This is a genomic window from Candidatus Polarisedimenticolia bacterium, from assembly GCA_036001465.1.
Classification (GTDB): domain Bacteria; phylum Acidobacteriota; class Polarisedimenticolia; order Gp22-AA2; family Gp22-AA2; genus Gp22-AA3.
This window is the reverse complement of sequence record DASYUH010000006.1, coordinates 49,786-67,936: the sequence shown is the minus strand read 5'-3', so window position 1 is coordinate 67,936 and position 18,151 is coordinate 49,786. Positions and strand designations below refer to the sequence as shown.

The following is an 18,151-nucleotide window of genomic DNA, read 5'->3' as shown; positions in this document are numbered from 1 at the left end:
GCTTGCGGTCATTGGACGTAGCCCAGGGAGCGCAGCTGCTCGCGGAGCCGCTCCGGGAGCTCGTCATCCCCGATCTGCCTGTCCCGCAGCGGCTCGAAGACCCGATGCACTCGCCTCCACAGGTTCTCCATCTCCACGGCAGCCCCGGGTGGAATCGACACGGACAGGGCATGCTCCTCGCGGGGATCGGCGCGCAGATCGAAAATCTCCACCGGCTCGACCGGGAAGCCGACGCCAGCGTTCACCTGATCCGGCATGGGCGTCAGGATGACTTTGAGGTCTCCCTGCCGGAGCGCGAAGCGGCCGGGCCCGTATTCGATCGATTCGGCATGGATCGGCACCTCCGTCGGCTCCAGCCCGTCCCGGAGCGTGCGCTCGAGGCTTCGGCCCTGGTGATCGGGATCCGGCGAAAGACCGGTCAGGGCCAGCAGCGTGGGGGCCACGTCCAGGAGGCTGACCGGCGTCCGGATGAGAGCGCCGGCCCGGACGAGCCCCGGGGCGCGGAAAAACAGGGGCACGCGGAGCAACTCTTCATAGAGCGAGTGGCCGTGCCCCGGGCTGCGCAGGTCGCTGTGATCCCACAGGTCCTCACCGTGATCCGAGAGGACCACCAGAATCGCCCGATCCAGAATCCCATCCTTCCGTAGCGTCTCCAGGAGGCCTCCGATGACCCGGTCGGCGAAGGCCACGTCGGAGTCGTAGAGCCCGGTGACATAACGTCGCTCACCGGCGGTGAGGGTCAGCCTGCCGCCCTGAACTGCGGCCACGTCCTTGAATTCGAAGGTGCGCGCCAGCCGGCCGGCATCGCCCGGGTCGGCCCTGTCGTGATGCGCGTATGGCGTGTGGACCTCGTAGGTATGGATGAACAGGAAGAAGGGATCGTCTCCGACCGAGCGCACCCATTCGAGACTGGCCGCCGCGATCCTCTCCGGCCCCGCTTCGCGGACCTCGTCGTGCTCCTCGTAGAGCTCGAAACCCTGGCCCAGGCCGAGTGCGGCCGAGACATAACCGCCGCCGTTGAACGACGCGGTCCGGTAACCGGCCTCGCGAAAGTGCTCGGCGAGGGTGGCGACTCCCGGCCGCAGCGGCCGATGGTCCCATCGCGCTCCATGATCGTAGGGAAGCAGGGACGTGAAGAGGGAAGCGTGGGACGGAAGCGTCCAGGGGGCCGCGGACTCCGCCCGATCGAACCCGGTTCCATCCCGGGCCAGCGCGTCCAGGTTGGGTGTCAGTCCACGCGTGTTTCCCAGAACGCCCAGCCGATCGGCACGGAGAGTGTCCAGGGAGACCAGGATCACCGGAAGGCCCTTCGTGGGCCCCCGCGTCGGGGTCAGGGGCAGCGTCACGGCGAACGAAGCGGTCAGGATGCCGAGAGCGGCTCCGAACCATGCCGCGAAGGCCACACGTCCCGGGATCCCACGGACGTCTCCGGTCCGATCCGGACCGCCCCTGTGAGCCTGCCGGAAGCGAGCCAGGAGCAGGGCGCCCAGAGCGCCTGCCAATCCCATGAACATGCCGATCGAGAGGGCCTTGCCGCTGAAGATCCGCAGAGGGAAGAGCAGGGGACGCAGCGGCCCGGCGGCGAGGACCAGCGCCACGCCGTAGCACAGGGCGAGAATTGTGATGCCACCGAACAGCCACCGTCGACCGGTGCGGGCCAGCCCGGAGAGCAGCATGGCGACCAGGAAGGAAACGGCCGCTCCCACGAGGGCACCGGTGAGCGCGGGAGGAATCCAGCGCTCCACGGCCAGGCGATACATGCCATGCGGCAGGTCCCGGCTGAGGTAGATGGCCCAACCGGCCAGGATGCTTCCCATGGCCCAGCCAGCCAGCGCCCCTTCTCCGGCGGCCTGCCCGGAAGGGCTCACCGTGTCCGGGCCGGTCGATTTCGGGCACTTGCACTGGACACCATCGGCGCTCCCCGAGGTCGGTCGGCGGGAATTCTATCAAACGGCGCGGAATCACGAGATGGGCTCGCGGCGGCACTTCGGATGACCTGCTAGAATCCGAACGCGGCCGACGGTTCGGGCGGCGACGCGTGCAGCGCGGGACGATCCACTCATCGTGCCGGATGAAGAACGATCGCTGGCTCTGGACCATCCTCCTTGCAGGGGCGGCCGTGCGGACGATCGGCCTCGGCGAGCGCAGCCTGTCCTACGACGAGTGCCAGCAGTACTGGGCCTCCCAGGGCAGCGTGCTGATCTCCAATCGCGAGATCACTCTCGATCCCCCCGGGTTCGCCTACCTGCTTCACGTCCACTCGCTCGCCGGGCGAAGCGAAACCTGGCTGCGCCTCCTGCCCTGGATCCTCGGCATCCTGGCCATAGCGGCCGCCTACCGCATGACGATGGCCGCCACGTCCAGCCCGTGGATGGCCCGGGCGTCGGCCTTCTTCATCGCGTTCGCTCCCTACGCGATCCGATATTCCCAGTCCCTGCGCGTCTACAGCCAGGGGATGCTGTGCGCCGCCGTCCTGGTCACGGCATTCCTCGAGTCGACGGACGGAGAGGAATCCCAAGGCTGGAAGGATGCGTCCCTCCTCGGGTTGTCGACCTTCGCCGCCCTCCTCTCCGTCTACGGCAGCGTCTGGCTGGTGACGACCATGGGGATCCTCCTGGTCTGCCGCGGTCTCCGTGCCCGGGGTCCTGCCTGGTGGCGGACCCTGATCGGCCTGATGGCTGGAGCCGCACTGGCCTCTCCCTGGTACCTGCGTTCCCTCCCGGTGCAGCTCACCCAGGGGACCCCGCCGTCGTTCTACGAGGATAAGTTCATGCCGGCGGCCCTGCTGCCGGGCCTTCGTTTCCTGGCCCGGAGCACCTGGGATCTGTTCTCCTTTTTCTCCTTCATCCACCCCGGGACCGGCTTGCTCTTCGGCTCGCTGGCGGTCCTCGGGATGGTCCGGCTCTGCCGCCATCGGCGCGGCGCGGCGCTGGTCATTCTCTTCCTGGGGGTCCTGGTGTCGGCCGCGGCCGCCTCGGCTTTTCGACTCTATCCGTACGGGGGCACGAGGCAGATGCTCTTCACCGCGCCGCTTTTCTATGTCGCCGGGGCGGCCGGCATCGAGTCGCTGCGCCACCGGTTCCGAGGGCTGCCGGCGGCAGCGCTCCTGGTCGCCATCGCCGGCGGCTGCGGGGTCTTTCTCTACCGTTATCACACGGAGCCCGGGGGCCAGGACATGCGCCCGGTGATCAGGGCGCTCGAAGAGGCGGCCCGTCCTGAGGACCGGATTCTCGTCAACAAGGACGCGTTGCCGCAGTTCAGGTTCTACTATCACGGGGAACCGGCACGAGTGGTGGAAGGCAGGGAGTCGGTGATTCGGGACTATCTCCCCGAGGTGAACCGGTTGATGGCGACCGCTCCCCGGTCCAGATGGTGGCTCGTCTTCTCCCACGGCTGGCGCTCCGAGCGTCGCGGGGAGCTGGCCGCCGTTGATCCCGGCTTCCTCGCCGGACAGAGAATCGAGGCTTACCGGGCAGCCGCCTACCTCTACGTCCCGCGGGCCGCTGAACCGACACCGGCGCGGGATGGAGACTCGCAGTGACTGGAGTCGGACACCCCTCCCTCAGGGGCCTGGCCCTGCTCCTCGCCGCGCTTCTCCTGTCGTTGTTCCCGGGAGGCGCGGCCGGAATTGTGGCGGGGATGATCCTCACCCTGCTGCTTCCGGGCCAGGCGCTCCTCCTGTGCCTGCGGACTCCCGCCCGGCTCGGCTCGTCATCGGGCATCCTCTCCTCGGTCGCCGCCTCGCTCGCCATCACGCCCCTCTCCCTTCGCCTGGCCGGCCTGATCGTTCCGTTCGACCGGCTTCACGTGCTCGGCGTTCTGGGCGGCGTGACATCGGGGCTGCTCCTCCTCGGCGCGGTCCTGCCCCGGGCGGCCGTCATGCCCGTCCCGAGAAGGGCTCCCCCCGCCGTCGGCCTGATCCTGATGGCGACGCTTCTGCTTTTGGCTCCGACTCTGGCCATCGGCCCGACTTCCGACGGGGGAGAGACGTGCGTCAAGGGCTGGGACCTGAACAACCACCTCGCCATCGCGGAGTCGATCGCCACCCGCGGCCTGCCTCCGCTCAACCCCTTCCTGAAGAGCGATTCCCCGTTCTACTACCACACCTTCTTTCACATCCTCGTCGGGGCGGTCCTGGTCATCGCCGGAGCAGGAGCCCACACCTACCTGGTCATCGCGACAATCACCCTCCTGCTCGCCGCCGCCTTCCTCTCCACCTTCTACCGCGTCGTCTCGGAGCTCACGGGAGACGGCCGGATAGCCCTCTTCTCGCTCCCCCTGGTCAGTCTGGTCGGCGGGTTCGATCTGAGCCCGATGATCGTTCAGCTCCTCCTCAAGGAGGGCGGCATCGGGTCACCGGTGCGATTCCTCCTGAGGCACTGGAACGTGGACAGCTGGGTCTCGAATCAAGGGATGCTGGCGCCGAGCCTCTTCGCCAGCTTCTACTGGGTGCCCCACGCGGTCGCAGCCATGGTGGTCTTCCTCCTTGCTCTCCTGCACCTCCGCAAAGCCGAGACGGACCCCTCGACGTTGGCCATGGCGGGCGCCTGCCTCGCCTCGATGGCAGGCTACAACGGATATGTGGCCCTCGGCGGGGCGGCGACCCTGGTGTTGCTGAGAGTCCCCGATCTGGCCCGGTTCATCCTCTCCCGGTTCCGGATCGGCCGCGACATCCTCTTCCGGAACGCCCTGGCCGGAAGCCTCGCGGTGCTGCTGGCCCTGCCGGTCCTGCATCTCTACATGGGGGATGGGGGAGGCGTCGAGAAATTCCGTTGGGCTCACCCGGGTCTGCTGGTCCCGTTCCAGGTGTTCCTGGAATTCGGGCCCGCGCTCCTCCTGGGGCTGATGGGGCTGATCGCCACCTGGCGCGAGACTAAAGGGATGGGCGCGCTGAGCCCCTTTTTCCTGATGGGCGCCGTGAGCCTGCCCACCATCTGTTTCGTGGCTTCAACCGGCGAGAACAACGACCTGGCGATGCGGATGTCGATGTTCCTCTGGATCGGCCTTGCCGTCTTCAGCGGGCTCGCCCTGAGTCGCCTGTTCCCGCCGCATCCGGTTCCAAATCAGGACGAACGGTGGACCCGGATGGCCACCCTGGCGGCGCTGGGGCTCGGCTTCCTCTCGGTGGCGTGGTTCGCGATCGGCGCCGCGGTGGCCAAGCCGGCCCTGTCACCCGACGAAGTGGCGGCCGGCCGGTGGATCCGCTCCCAGGTCCCGCCGGGGTGGCTGGTGCAGGGATCCCCGCTCCGCGACAATCCCGAGCTCGTGTACGTAAGCGGCCATCCCGCGGTCCTTTCGGACACCTGGGCGGGACGCCTGTTCTATGCGAAGCCGGAGGACTATGCGCGGCGGATGGACTCTCTGCACGAGGCATTCTCGACCTCCGATCCGACCGCGGCCTGTGCCACCCTGCGAGGGATGGAGATCGCCGTCCTGGTCGTGGGGCCGCCGGAAACGCGGGACTTCCCTCTTCTGGCCGGCGCGGACCAATGGCCCTGCCTCTCCCTGGCCTATCACCGGGACGCCTACAGCGTCTACCGGCTGATCGCGCCCTAGGTGTGAGCTCCTGGCCCGGCCCGATACCCGGACAGGCTCCTGGCCCGGGGGTCAGTCGACCTGGATGATGGTGTTGGCGAATTCCGCGGGCAGAGGCTCGCTGGTGACTCCGCGCACGCTCGAGTTCTCGAAGGTCAGTTCGGTCCGTCCGCGGCCGATGGCGCGAAAATCGAGCACCACAAGGCTCCCCGAGCCGTTGAGGGTCCGGGAATCACCGACGAGAGCGAGACCGACGGCCAGATCTCCGGGGCGCTCCGGATTGACGGACGCCAGAAGCAGCGGATTCAGCGAGCTGGAGAGGAACGCCGATCCCGTCCGTGCCCCCAGGAATTCAAGGAGGGCCGGGTCGAACTTCAGATGGAACGGGACGCTCGTGATTCCCTCACCGCCGGACAGAACGACGCGGACCGACATGACCTTGCCGTAGTCGACCGTCGGCACGCTCGGAACGAGGCTGACACGCAGCCCACCCGACTCGGAGGAATCGTTGGGCTCCTCCGGCGGCTTGGAGGATTCCTGTCCAGTCTCGGGAGCGGGAGCTTCTGCCGGGGGGGGCTGCCGTTCCACGGGGGGGGCGATCAAGGGGATCTGGATCGGCAGGCTCCGAACCCAGACCAGTGGACTCGTGTTCGAAGGTGGCGGAGCGGTGCCGGCGGCGCCGCCCCCTTCGAGGGAGGAGGATCTCCCCTCCGGGGCCGGCGGGCGCAGGAGCGCGCCGCGCCCGGGCCTGTCCACAGCCGCCGGGGCCGGTTTCTTCGGCTCGGCTCCACGATCGATGCGGGAGGGGGCAGGGGGAACCGCCGGCTCGACATCCATCGATCGCGCGGTCCGCTGAACCTGAGGGACGACCATGGCCGCGGCCAGCGTGGCCCCGCCAGCGCTGGGCACCGTTGCGACCGCATGCGTCGGGGGAGCTTCCGATTCGACCGGGGTCGCATAGTCCACCCGTGGCGACTCCGAGACGATGCGTCCGTATTGCCACCAGTCCCAGACCGGCAGGGCCAGGAGGAAGCCGGCGATGAGGGCGGCGGCGATCAGGAACGCCTGATAGGTTCTCCAGGTCATCAGGGCACCAGGACGATTCCGCCGTGATCCGGCTGGAACGAGGCGGGGCGGGTCGCGCCGTTTTCGTCGAGCACCACTTCGTCGACCAGGCTTCCCGAGCCGTCGTCGAAATCGATGGCCCCCGTCCCGCTGGAGACCTTGCTGAACCTCAGGGTCATCAGCATCTCGCTCCCGACCGCGGCCACGCTCGGGTCCGGGCTGAGGCGGGTCGCCGAAACCTGAACGACCCCGGGACTGGGATCGATCACGACGAAGAAGGGGTTCTGGGTTGGCGAGCCTTTGAGGAGCAGCGGTCCCGCGGTGTAACTGTCATAACTCAGGACGGAAGCCGGGAAGGCGAGATCGAACCCCACGGTGAAGATGCCCGAGAGATCGTTGACCATCACCACGACGTCGACCGAGGTGCAGGTGGAGGTCAGCTCCCCGAGGAAGACACTTCCGCTCGCGATCGTGCCGATCGCGGGCGTGAAGCTGATCGGCAGGCACGCGACCGGGGGGTCCCCCTCCCCCCCGCTGCAGCCGACGAACGCGACACACGGAACCAGGCACAGGACGGCCGCCGCCCTCCATGCGCGCCCCCGGCGCCGGGCCGTCACGGACACACCGTGAGCCTCTGACCAAAGTACTCGCCGAAAATGGTCAGGTCGACCGGGCCGACATAATCGTCCCCGTCCAGGTCGGACTCGGCGACATAGCCGACTTCACCGCTGCGGGTGTTCCAGGCCCGCGCCAGGATGTTGAGATCCGAACCATCGATCAGGCAGTCACGAACGATGTCGGCCGTCTTGACCACCGCGAGCGCATCGAGCCTGCTTCCGGAGACGCTGTCGGGATTGGTGACGACAAGAGTCCGCGGCCCCAGGGTCGCAGTCGACGCGACATCGATCGTGGCCGTGAGCTCGGTCGGATCGGCGAGGGATGTGGCTCCAGGCACGATCCCGGGACCGAGATTCATCAGGGCTCCATCCTGGAAATTGGAGCCGGACACTCGCACCGTATGCCTTCCGGATTGGAGAATGTAGTGTGAATGGGTCGCGACCTCCACGGCCGAGGACACGATCGGCGCGGGACCGACCACCACCACGGGTCGAGCGCTGACCGCATTGGACGCCGGGCTCTCGTTGCCCGCACGGTCGAAGGCGTGAACCACGAAGTAATAGGTCGTGCTGGGATCGAGGCTCCAGAGTTCCAGGCTGGTGGCCGTGCCTGCTTCCTGTGTCTGATTGTAGACGCCGGGCGAGGTTCCGTAGTGAAGCCGGTATCCGGCGAGGTCCGATTCACTGTTGGCATCCCAGGCAAGCCGGACTAGTGATGCTGCCGAAGCGGGTAGGGTGGCCCATACGGCGACGAACAGCCAGGACAACATGGCCGCCAGCTTCCCACCGATCACGCCCCTCCCGCGTGTCGCCAACAAGCCCCCCCGTGAGAGCGCACCACTCCATCCCCCGTACAGATTGGGGTTTAGCAAGATGTCTGCCACAAGGGTTCGTAGCCGTCGGATGTAATTGAATTTGCAAGTTATTCAATCCAAATGGTTTAATTTTGGTCTCAAGATAGGCGCAATGGAGACATTGCGTTGGCGGCATGTCCATGTAACATGCGCTGACAAAACTGTCGTTCCGAACGCGAAATGTGACATCCGTGGGGGACAGGCTCCGGGCTCCTAGCGGGCTAGGCGTGACTCTGCAGCCTGCAGTTCCGTGGTGGCTTCGTCCCAGTCGTCGTACAGGTGGGCAAGCTCGATCTCCAGCGCCTTCTTCTCCTCCCCCAGCTTGCGCGCCAGTCCCGGCTCCTTGTACACGTCGGGCGACGACATGGCGGCCTCGATCTCCTTGAGACGGGTCTCGTGGGGAAGAATCTCGGCCTCGAGGCCGGCAATCCGCTCGCGGAACGACCGCAGCTCGCGATTCCTGAGGTTGCGTGCCTCGGCGTCGGTTCGCCTCTGCTCGCGAGCTCCCCCCGTCCGGGGCGGGGGGGCGTTGCCGGTGGCCGCGCGCGTCCGAGGCGGGAGCCCGGGCGGCCGGCGAGGCACGGGGCGGGCGCCGGGAGCAGGACGCGACGGGGGCGTGGATGCGGTGGCCGCGCGCGCGGATCGTGCGGGGTCCGTGGCCCGGAGGGCCGCCAGGTAATCGTCGTACCCGCCGTCGTACAGCCGCACCCGCCCGTCGTCGAACGCCGCGACGCGCGTCGCCACACGGTTGATGAAGTAGCGGTCGTGGGAGACGAACAGCAGGGTGCCGCCGAATCCGGCCAGGGCGTCCTCCAGCGCTTCGCGCGTCGGCAGGTCGAGGTGGTTGGTCGGCTCGTCGAGGAGCAGGAAATTTCCGGGATCGAGCGTCAGGCGCGCCAGGGCCAGGCGGTTCTTCTCGCCGCCGCTCAGGACCTCGACCTTCTTGAACACCTCGTCGCCGGAGAACTGGAAAATGCCGAGCAGCGATCGGAGCTGCCCCGGGGCCTTGGACGGCGCCCAGGCCTGCATCTCCTCGAGCACGGTCCGGCCGCGCGTCAGGGTCTCGAGAACGTGCTGCGCGAAATAGTGCAGCACGACCTTCTCGCCGATCTCCACCCTGCCGTCCTCGGACGGCAGCCTGCCCGCGACCACCTGGAGCAGGGTGCTCTTGCCGCAGCCGTTCGGCCCGACCAGGGCGATGCGATCGCCGCGCCAGATCTCGAGGTCGAGCCCCTTGAGAACCGGCCGCTCGCCGAAGCCCTTGCGCACGCCGGACAGGAGCGCGACCCGCTGCCCCGAGCGCGTCACGGGCGGGAAGGAGAAACGCCACGTCTGGTCCTCGGCCATCACCTCCGTGCGCTCCATCTTCTCCAGCATCTTGATGCGGCTCTGCACCTGGCGCGCCTTGGTCGCCTTGTAGCGGAACCGCTCGATGAAGCGCTCCACCTCCTCCACCCGGTGCGCCTCGCTCGCCGCCTTCTTGGCCGCCAGCTCGCGGGCCTTCTCCTTGTCCTCGCGATAGCGGTCGTAGTTGCCCGGCCAGACCGTGACCCTGCCGCCCCGGATCTCGGCGATCGACGTCGCCAGCCGGTTCAGGAACGTCCGGTCGTGCGACACAACCACCAGGGCGGAGGGGATGTCCGACAGGAACCCCTCCAGCCAGGCGACCGCCTCGAGGTCGAGGTGGTTCGTCGGCTCGTCGAGCAGCAGGTAGTCGGGGCGGCGCAGGAGGAGGGCGCCGAGCGCGGCGCGCATGCGGTACCCACCGGAGAACTCGCGCAGCGGCCGGGCATGGTCACTCGAGCCGAACCCGAGGCCTCCCAGGATCACCTTCGCCCTCGCCTCCAGGTCGAACCCGCCCGCCGCCTCGAAGCGGTGCTGCACCTCGCCGGCCCTGCGGGTGAGGGCCTCCATGCGCTCGCCGCTGGCCGTGGCCATCTCGTGGTGCAGCCGTTCCATCTCCTTCTCCATCTCGAGGATGGCGGAGAACGGATGCAGAAGGGCCTCGAGCACGGTTCCTTCGGCCAGCCGCGCCCCTTCCTGGGGGAGGTACCCGAGCGAGGTGCCGCGCAGGATGCTGATCGAGCCGCGATCCGGCTCCTCGACGCCGGCGACGAGCCTCAGGATCGTCGTCTTGCCCGCACCGTTCGGGCCGACGAGGCCGACCCGCGCGCGCGGCGGAATCGCCCAGTCCACCCCCTTCAGGACCTCGTGGACTCCGTAGCTCCGCTGAACACCTTCCAGCCGAATCATGCGCCCAGTCTACAGGCTGGGGGTCGGCCGCAGCAACGCGGCCCGGCCCGGTCCCCCAGCAGGTTCCCAGGCGCGCGGCTCCTTCAGGGCAGGACCGGAGGGACGTAGGGGAGCGTCCGCGCGAACATCCAGCAGAGGAAGAAGACGATCGGGACGTGGAAGAGAAGCTGCAGGATGGAGAACCCCGCCAGGTCGCGGGCCCGCACGTTCAGGATCCCCATGAGCGGCAGCATCCAGAAGGGGTTGATCAGGTTCGGCAGGGCCTCCGCGGCGTTGTAGATCTGCACGGTCCAGCCCAGGTGCACCTGCCAGGTGTTCGCCGCCGCCATGACGTACGGCGCCTCGAGGATCCACTTCCCCCCTCCCGACGGCACGAAGATCCCCAGCACGGCGGAATAGGCTCCGACGACGAGCGGGAACGTGCCCTGGGACGTGAGACGGACGAACAGATCGGCCATCGCCGGCTGGATCGCCGTCTTCGAGATGATTCCGAAAATGCCGCCGTAGAACGGAAACTGGATCAGGACACCGGCGGTCGCCGGCACGGCGCGCGCCACGGCGGAGAGGAACGACGCCGGCCGACGGTGCAGGAGGAGGCCGAGCGCCAGGAAGGCGAAGTTGAAGTTGTTCAGATCGAGCGCCGCGACGAACCCTTTGTCCCGCAGCTGCAGGAGGAGGAAAGCCAGCATCACCAGGGCGATGGCCACACCCCAGACCGGGCTGCGCTCCATCCGCTCGGCCGGCGTGCGAGGGGCCGGGACCTCGATCGGGATCGGATCGAAGCGCACTCCCATCGCCGCGGCGGTCCTGGCGCGGGCCGCGACGGGGCAGGAGAGGTAGGCGATCGCCACGGACACGGCGATCAGGACGGCGGCGACGACCAGGCTCTGCCACAGGAAGACCGTCTCGGACAGGGGGATGACCCCGGTCACCGGCAGGAGCGCGGCCGGGATCGTGGACTTCGTCGCCTGCAGCAGCGCGGCCGACGACGAGAGCCCGAGGGCCCAAACGCTCCCGAGGCCCAGGTAGGCCGCCGCCCCGATGGCGCGGTAATCGATTCCCTCGATCCGGCGCGTCAGCTCGCGCACCAGGAGGCCGGTGAAGATCAGCGACAGGCCCCAGGACAGGAGCGACGATGCCATGGCGAAGAAGGCCACGAAGGCCACGGCCCCCCGCGGCGTTTTCGGCAGGAGGGCCAGGCGGCGGATCAGGCGCTCCAGCGGCGGTGACGAGGCCACGACGAAGCCGCCGATGATGACCAGCGCCATCTGCATGGTGAACGGGACCAGGGTCCAGAATCCGCCGCCGAACTCCTGGACCAGCCGCTGCGGCGTCTCTCCGAGGGCCCATCCGGCGAGAAGCACGAAGCCGACCGCGGCCAGCGCGAACACGAAGGCATCCGGGAAATATCGCTCACAGGCGTCGGCGATCAGCATGCCGGCGCGCGCCAGGGGCGTGTCGGACGGAAGGGTCGTGCGGGCGGAGTCCGTTCGGTTCAGGGGTTCACCTCGAGCCGGCGACCGAGGGGCGTGCCCGAGTATTCGGCCGGCGGATTGTAATACAATCGCGCCCATGGAAAGGCTGCAGGAGAGCCTGCTCGCCCTGGTGGTCGAGACTTCCACCAACCTGCCGCCGGACGTGCGCCGGGCGATGGCCCGGGCGCTCCAGACGGAAGACCCCGGGACCCGATCGTCCCAGGCCCTCCAGGTGATCGCCAGCAACATCGACATGGCGGCCGGCTGCGAGGGGCCGATCTGCCAGGACACCGGCTGGCCCACGTTCCTCGTCAAGACCCCGGTCGGGACCGACCAGATGCGCGTCCAGGACGCGATCAGGCAGGCGATCGCCGAGGCGACGAGGCGCGGCAAGCTCCGCCCGAACTCGGTCGACTCGCTCACCGGCAAGAACAGCGGCGACAATCTCGGCCCGGGGACGCCGACCGTCCATTTCAGCCAGTGGCCGGAATCCGGCGAGATCGAGGTGCGGCTTCTCCTCAAGGGGGGCGGGTGCGAGAACAAGAACATCCAGTACTCGGTGCCGACGGAGCTCCCGAATCTCGGCCGGGCCGATCGCGACCTCGACGGCGTGCGCAAATGCCTCCTGCACGCCGTCTGGCAGGCGCAGGGGCACGGCTGCAGCGTCGGTGCCCTGGGCGTCTGCATCGGCGGCGACCGGACCTCCGGCTACGAGCACGCCAAGATGCAGCTCTTCCGGACGCTGGACGACACCAATCCCGACCCCAGGCTGCGGGAGCTGGAGGACTACGTCCTGAGGACCTCGAACGCCCTCGGCATCGGCACCATGGGCTTCGGGGGGGGTGTGACGCTGATCGGCTGCAAGATCGGCGCGATCAATCGCCTGCCGGCGTCGTTCTTCGTCACCGTCGCCTACGACTGCTGGGCCTTCCGGCGGCTGGGCGTCGTTCTCGACGCCCGGAGCGGGGCCATCAAGCGCTGGCTCTATAGGGACGAGGCTCCGGTCGAGCCCATGACGAGCCGCGAGGGCTTTCCGCTAGGCGGAAAGGAGATTCCGCTGCGCCCGCCCCTCGCCGAGGCCGACGTGCGCCGGCTCAAGGTCGGGGACGTGGTCCTGATCAGCGGCGTGCTCCACACCGGGCGGGACGCCGTGCACCATCACCTGATGCGCCACGCGCCTCCTGTGGATTTGCGCGGCCAGATCCTCTACCACTGCGGCCCGGTCGTCCTCAAGGAAGGGGACGGCTGGCGCATGACCGCCGCCGGTCCCACCACCAGCAGCCGCGAAGAGCCGTACGAGGCCGACGTCATCGGCCGCTACGGTCTGCGCGCGGTGATGGGGAAGGGGGGCATGGGCGCGAAGACCCTCGCGGCGCTGAAGGAGCACGGCGCCGTCTATCTCAACGCGATCGGCGGCGCGGCGCAGTACTACGCCCGCTGCATCGAGGCGGTGGAGGGGGTCGACCTGCTCGAGTTCGGTCTCCCCGAGGCGATGTGGCACGTGCGCGTCAAGGATTTCCCGGCGATCGTCACCATGGATGCCGCCGGCCACTCGCTGCACGCCGACGTCCAGGCCGCCTCGGCCGAGGTCCTCAAGACCTTCGCCGCGCCGGTGTTCGCCTGACGGCAGGGAGCTTCAGGCGGTCCCCGGCGTGACTCGCCGCGACTCGATGAGGCGATCGAGCTCGCTCTTCAGGCGGACCAGCACTTCGTCGTAGCCGAACGTCCCGATGGTCTCCGCCTTGGCTTTCAGATTAACGTGCGTCGGGGCGCACCACAGCCCCAGGTCGGCGTCGTCCGTCTCGCCGGGGCCGTTCACCCGGCATCCCATGATCGCAATCGTGATGGCGTGGTCGCGGGCGTAGGCCGTGAACTCCCGCACTCTCTCGGCCAGGTCGACGAAGGCCTCGTTCTCCACCCGCGAGCAGGAAGGGCAGGAGATGATATTGAGGCTCTTCCCGAGGTTCTCGGGCACCGAGCGGAATCGGCCGTGGGCGATGTCGTCGAGAATCGTCCGGCCCGCGGCGATCTCCTCCCCCTTGCGGTCGTTCGGGACGGTGAGGGAGACGCGCAGCGTGTCGCCGATGCCGCGCGCGATGAGCTGCTCGAAGGCGATGCGCGTCTTGAGGATCCCCTCGGGAGGGAGGCCGGCCTCGGTGACGCCGAGGTGCAGGGGCACGTCCGGACGGGCGGCCGCGAAGCGCCGGTTGGCGTCGATCACCTTCATCGGGTCGGAGTCCTTGAGCGACACGCAGTAGCGCGTGAAGCCGAGCCCGTCGAGAAGCGCCGCGTGCTCGAGAGCCGACTCGACCATCTCCGCGACCGAGTCCTCGCCGAATCGCCCCGCCTTCTCCGGGTCGATCGAGCCGCAGTTCACGCCCACCCGGATGGCGCAGTCGTGCTTCTCGGCCACGCCGGCGAGAAACGCCACTTTGTCGCGCACCGGCCGGCGCTTCTCGTGATGGTACAGGTGCCCGGGGTTGTAGCGGATCTTGTCGACGTGCGGGGCGACCGCTTCGGCCAGGCGGTAGTTCTCCTGCAGGTCGACGGACAGGCTGGCGTTGGTGCGGGCCCGGATGGCGGGGAGAGCGGCGGCGTCCCGGGGGCTGTCGACCGCGATGCGGATGACGTCGGCGCCGGCGCGCTGCAGGTCCCGGATCTGTCCCACGGTCGCCTCGACGTCCCAGGTCTTGGTGGCGCACATGCTCTGGACGGCGATCGGGTGGCCACCGCCGATGGTCGTGCGTCCGATGCGCACGGCCCGCGTGGGATTTCGCGGCAGGACTCTGGTGTCGGACATCACGCGGCAATCATAGCAGGGGGGAGCGCGAGGTCACAACCGGCGGCCGACCCCCTTGGGCACCAGCCCCGCGCGCAGCTCGTCGAGCGCATAGAAGGTGTCGCGCCACACGACCCCGCCGCGGGACAGGATCCGGATCGCCGAGTTCCAGGCCGCGGCCAGGAGGATCAGGATGGCGGCCGGGTAGAGCGCCGAGAGCAGGAGCGGGCTCCCTCCCTGCCGTCGGGTGTGGACGCGCGATCCGCTCCAGACGACCAGGGCCTGCACGACCAGGGGTAGCCAGCCGGCGAGGAGGACCGTCGGCCGGGACGGCGAGGCCGCGGCGAGCAGGCTCCCGGCGATCGCGGTGGCGGCCGGGCCGAACGCCAGGGCCAGCCCCGGCACCGTGTGGGCGACCAGCTCGAGGAGGGAATAGTTGAATCCGGCGAAGAAGTTCTTCTCCAGGCCGCGCGCCACGTTCAGGGTCCCCTTGTGCCAGGGGCAGCGCACCAGCCCGACCGCGTCGAAGAACCGCTGGCGCGCACCGCTCTCCTTCAGGAGCCGGCCGAGCTTGAAATCGTCGGCCGGATCCATCTTCAAGCGCAGGTGCCCGTGGATCCTGTCGTAGGCCGCACGACGCACCAGGTTGAACGCCCCGATGCCCCCGCCGCCGCGCCGCCTGTCCCGATCCATTTCGTGCAGGCGCGAGGCGAGCAGGTACATCTGCGCGAAGACCAGGAGAAGGGCCGCCTGCAACGGGGAGACCGGGCGCTGATCCGGGACGAGCGCGACGTGATCGAGCCGGCGCTCCTGCGCGAGGGCGACGACCCGGGCCAGGAGGTCGTCCCGGGCCAGCTCGACGTCGCCGTCCATGAACAGGATCCAGTCCCCCCGGGCCCGCGCGGCCCCCAGGTGGCAGGCGTGGCACTTCCCGAGCCACCCGGGAGGCAGGTCGCGGTTGTGGATGACCTCCAGGTCCGCGCCGCCAACCGTCGCCTTCAGGGAATCGAGGATGGCGGCCGTCCCGTCGGAGGAGCGGTCGTCCACCACGACGATCTGGAGCCCCGGGTAGCGCTGCGCCAGGAGCCGCCTGACGGTCGACTCGATGCCGGCGGCCTCGTCCCGGGCGGTGACCACGATCGAAAGCGACGGCAGGGGAGACGGCGCGGGCCGGGGCGCCCCCGCATCGAGCGTGTCCAGGAGAGTGGGGAGATTGCGCGCCGCCCGGCGCAGGAGGATGCCGAAGCCGGTCCACGCCATGGAGAGAAGGGCGGATGAGATCGCGAGAGGCGCAACGCCCGGGGTCACGGGCGTAGGATACTTGACTCCGGTCGGGCGTTGGATTTAACTAGGGCCGGGGTGGTCCAGGATCTCACTCTACACAAGGGGGGCTCATGAAACGTCTGGCTCTTGTCATTGCCGTCGTCCTGTCGTCAGCCGTCGTTGCGATCGCGGGGACACCGGCGCAGCCGGCCGCGGCCCCCGCCGCCAACTGGAACATGAACGCCACGATCATCGAGGCGTGCTCCTGCCCGATGTTCTGCCAGTGCTATTTCAACAGTCATCCGGCCGGTCAGCACGGGGAGGCCGGCGGACACTTTTGCAGATTCAACAACGCCTTCAAGGTCAACAGGGGGTCCTACGGCGCCGTGAAGCTCGACGGGGCCAAGTTCTGGGTCGCCGGGGATCTGGGCGGCGATTTCTCCACCGGGATGATGGACTGGGCCGTCGTGACGTTCGACCGTGCGACCAGCAAGGAACAGCGGGACGCGATCGCCACGATCCTCGGAAGCGTCTATCCGGTGAAGTGGAATTCCCTGACCACCGCCGAGGGGGACATGTCCTGGACGGCCACGAAGGACGAGGCCCGCGCCCTGCTCGACGGCGGCAAGACCGCCGAAGTGTCGCTCAAGAGGTACCAGGGGAACACCAGCGACCCGATCGTCATCAAGAACCTGAAGTACTGGGGCGTGCCGCGTAACGACGGCTTCATCCTGATGCCGAACGTCGTGGAGGCCTACCGGGCGGGCGACAAGGCGTTCGAGTTCAAGGGCACCAATGGCTTCATGATCACGATCGACCAGAGCTCGAAGGACTCCGCGTCGGGAGCCAAGGCGGGCCGCTAGAAACTCGGGCCGGAAGGCGCCGGGGGGGGCCGCCCTCCGGCGCCGCCCCTCGCTCGTCAGGACGGTGAGGGCGCGGAATACGCCGCCGAGCGGGCGATGTCCTCCTGGCGGATTCTGTCGACATCGAACGATTCGAGGGCGGCGATCAGCTTGTCCATCGCCTGATCGAACGTCGGGATCGTCTTGCGCGCGCGGGTCAGAGGATTGCAGCGCGCCATGACGAAGTTCTTGACGAACGGGTGGCTGATCCCGCGCCGCTTCAACCGCTCGACGATCTTCTTGAGGTGGCCGTCCGCCTCCTCCACGCGGCCGGCCCGCTCCTGCCGGGTGGCGTAGGCCGGCTTCAGGCTCGACTTCAGGAAGCGGTCGACGCGCCTGAGGATCGGGGAAAAGGCGCCTCCGGCGAAACGGGGGAACTTCTCGTAAAGCAGCCCCAGGGTGATGAAGTAGGGCTCCTCGAACTGGAAGGCGTACTCTTCCTCGTCGCGCTTCACTCCCTGCCCGATCAGCCCCCGGTACATCCGGACCACCTCGAGCGATTTCTCCTTGAGGTTGTGCGCCTTCTCGGTGTTGAGGGCCAGGATCTGGAACGCAACCTCGGGCTCCGGGATGACGATGGCGGGGACGAACGCGGCCTTCAGTTTCTCCAGGACGTGGCGGCGATGGTTGCCGTTCGGCGTCCAGTACACGCCGTCGGTGCGGACGGCCACGACCGGGTCGACGAACCGATCGATCTTCCGGACGACGCGCAGCAGCCGCTCGGCGTGCGCTTTCGACAGGTCGCGCTGGTAGGGGGTCGGCTGCACCAGGGCGGCCGGCAGAAGGGCGAAGATCTGCCAGTGATCGCCGACCGGCTCGCGGTAGGCGGCGAGCGCGCTGCCGCCGTCCTTCTCGATCGACTCGGCGAGCCGCAGCACCTCGGGCGGCGGCTCCTTGTCCTCGGGATGGACGGTGAACCGCAGGGACGCCACGGGGCTAGTCGTCCTCGCCCTCGGCGGGGCAGATCGTCAGGTTGCTCTTGACCGCATGGACCCCCTTGACCCGCCTCGCCAGGTTGCGCGCCCGCTTGATCTGATCCTTCGAATCGACGCAGCCGTTCAGCGTGACCACGCACTCGTCGGTGTCCACGTTGATCTTGAACGCGCCGACGACGTCGTCCGCCATGATGCGCGCCTTGACGCCGGCGGTGATGAGCGCGTCGAGGCACTCGCCCGCCCGCGCCGGGGCCGGCGCGACCGGCACGCCGCACAGGACGATACCGGCGATCAGGAAGATGGACAGCCGGCCCGCCCGACTCGTGGGTTCAAGCATGGAAGGTTCCTCCCTCGCACAGCGTGATGTCCTGCATCCGGACCAGCGACACCTTACCGTGAAGCGACCCTGCAGGCAAGGAGAACGATGCCCTGTCCCCGGGAGGCGGGCCGCAGCGCGCCGCGGCTGCCCGGTC

General features: G+C 68.5%; 14 protein-coding genes. 4 read left to right on the top strand and 10 right to left on the bottom strand.

Annotated features, from left to right (window positions below):
- Positions 1-8 precede the first annotated feature (8 nt).
- Complete coding sequence (locus VGV60_01080) at positions 9-1,868, bottom strand: sulfatase (protein ID HEV8699846.1); 1,860 nt, start codon at positions 1,866-1,868, stop codon at positions 9-11.
- A 170-nt stretch (positions 1,869-2,038) separates the two neighbouring features.
- On the opposite strand from VGV60_01080, the gene VGV60_01075 reads away from it, so the two are divergent.
- Positions 2,039-3,541 (top strand): glycosyltransferase family 39 protein, encoded by a 1,503-nt coding sequence (locus VGV60_01075; GenBank protein ID HEV8699845.1) that lies wholly within the window; start codon positions 2,039-2,041, stop codon positions 3,539-3,541.
- Positions 3,538-5,556 (top strand): hypothetical protein, encoded by a 2,019-nt coding sequence (locus tag VGV60_01070; GenBank protein ID HEV8699844.1) that lies wholly within the window; start codon positions 3,538-3,540, stop codon positions 5,554-5,556. The genes VGV60_01075 and VGV60_01070 overlap by 4 nt, the downstream gene beginning before the upstream one ends.
- Positions 5,557-5,607: 51 nt before the next feature.
- On the opposite strand, the gene VGV60_01065 is transcribed toward VGV60_01070, so the two are convergent.
- From VGV60_01065 to VGV60_01045, 5 genes are all read right to left on the bottom strand, one after another.
- Positions 5,608-6,621, bottom strand: coding sequence for a hypothetical protein (locus VGV60_01065; protein ID HEV8699843.1), 1,014 nt, complete (start codon positions 6,619-6,621; stop codon positions 5,608-5,610).
- Positions 6,621-7,217, bottom strand: a complete 597-nt coding sequence (locus VGV60_01060; protein ID HEV8699842.1) for a cohesin domain-containing protein — start codon at positions 7,215-7,217, stop codon at positions 6,621-6,623. Before VGV60_01060 ends, VGV60_01065 begins: the two co-directional genes overlap by 1 nt.
- Positions 7,214-8,011, bottom strand: coding sequence for a fibronectin type III domain-containing protein (locus VGV60_01055; protein HEV8699841.1), 798 nt, complete (start codon positions 8,009-8,011; stop codon positions 7,214-7,216). Before VGV60_01055 ends, VGV60_01060 begins: the two co-directional genes overlap by 4 nt.
- A gap of 273 nt (positions 8,012-8,284) precedes the next feature.
- Positions 8,285-10,324: an ABC-F family ATP-binding cassette domain-containing protein gene (locus VGV60_01050; GenBank protein ID HEV8699840.1), complete on the bottom strand. Its 2,040-nt coding sequence runs from the start codon at positions 10,322-10,324 to the stop codon at positions 8,285-8,287.
- Positions 10,325-10,407: 83 nt separating this feature from the next.
- Positions 10,408-11,760: a TIGR00366 family protein gene (locus VGV60_01045; GenBank protein HEV8699839.1), complete on the bottom strand. Its 1,353-nt coding sequence runs from the start codon at positions 11,758-11,760 to the stop codon at positions 10,408-10,410.
- Positions 11,761-11,896: 136 nt separating this feature from the next.
- Here VGV60_01045 and VGV60_01040 point away from each other — a divergent pair, with 136 nt between their 5' ends.
- Positions 11,897-13,423 carry a FumA C-terminus/TtdB family hydratase beta subunit gene (locus tag VGV60_01040; GenBank protein ID HEV8699838.1) on the top strand — a complete coding sequence of 509 codons (1,527 nt, stop codon included), beginning with the start codon at positions 11,897-11,899 and terminating at the stop codon, positions 13,421-13,423.
- Between the two features lie 12 nt (positions 13,424-13,435).
- Here the strand turns inward: VGV60_01040 and ispG are convergent, their stop codons facing one another.
- A complete protein-coding gene (gene ispG / locus VGV60_01035) occupies positions 13,436-14,599 on the bottom strand; it encodes a (E)-4-hydroxy-3-methylbut-2-enyl-diphosphate synthase (protein HEV8699837.1) in 1,164 nt (387 codons plus the stop codon).
- A gap of 33 nt (positions 14,600-14,632) precedes the next feature.
- Positions 14,633-15,886, bottom strand: coding sequence for a glycosyltransferase family 2 protein (locus VGV60_01030; protein HEV8699836.1), 1,254 nt, complete (start codon positions 15,884-15,886; stop codon positions 14,633-14,635).
- A gap of 86 nt (positions 15,887-15,972) precedes the next feature.
- Between VGV60_01030 and VGV60_01025 the strand changes: the two genes are divergently transcribed.
- Positions 15,973-16,704, top strand: a complete 732-nt coding sequence (locus VGV60_01025) for a DUF1326 domain-containing protein (GenBank protein ID HEV8699835.1) — start codon at positions 15,973-15,975, stop codon at positions 16,702-16,704.
- A 56-nt stretch (positions 16,705-16,760) separates the two neighbouring features.
- Here VGV60_01025 and VGV60_01020 read toward each other — a convergent pair whose 3' ends face one another.
- Both VGV60_01020 and VGV60_01015 read right to left on the bottom strand, forming a co-directional pair.
- Positions 16,761-17,675, bottom strand: a complete 915-nt coding sequence (locus VGV60_01020; protein HEV8699834.1) for a chromosome partitioning protein ParB — start codon at positions 17,673-17,675, stop codon at positions 16,761-16,763.
- A 4-nt stretch (positions 17,676-17,679) separates the two neighbouring features.
- Positions 17,680-18,015, bottom strand: a complete 336-nt coding sequence (locus tag VGV60_01015) for a BON domain-containing protein (protein ID HEV8699833.1) — start codon at positions 18,013-18,015, stop codon at positions 17,680-17,682.
- Positions 18,016-18,151: the final 136 nt, after the last annotated feature.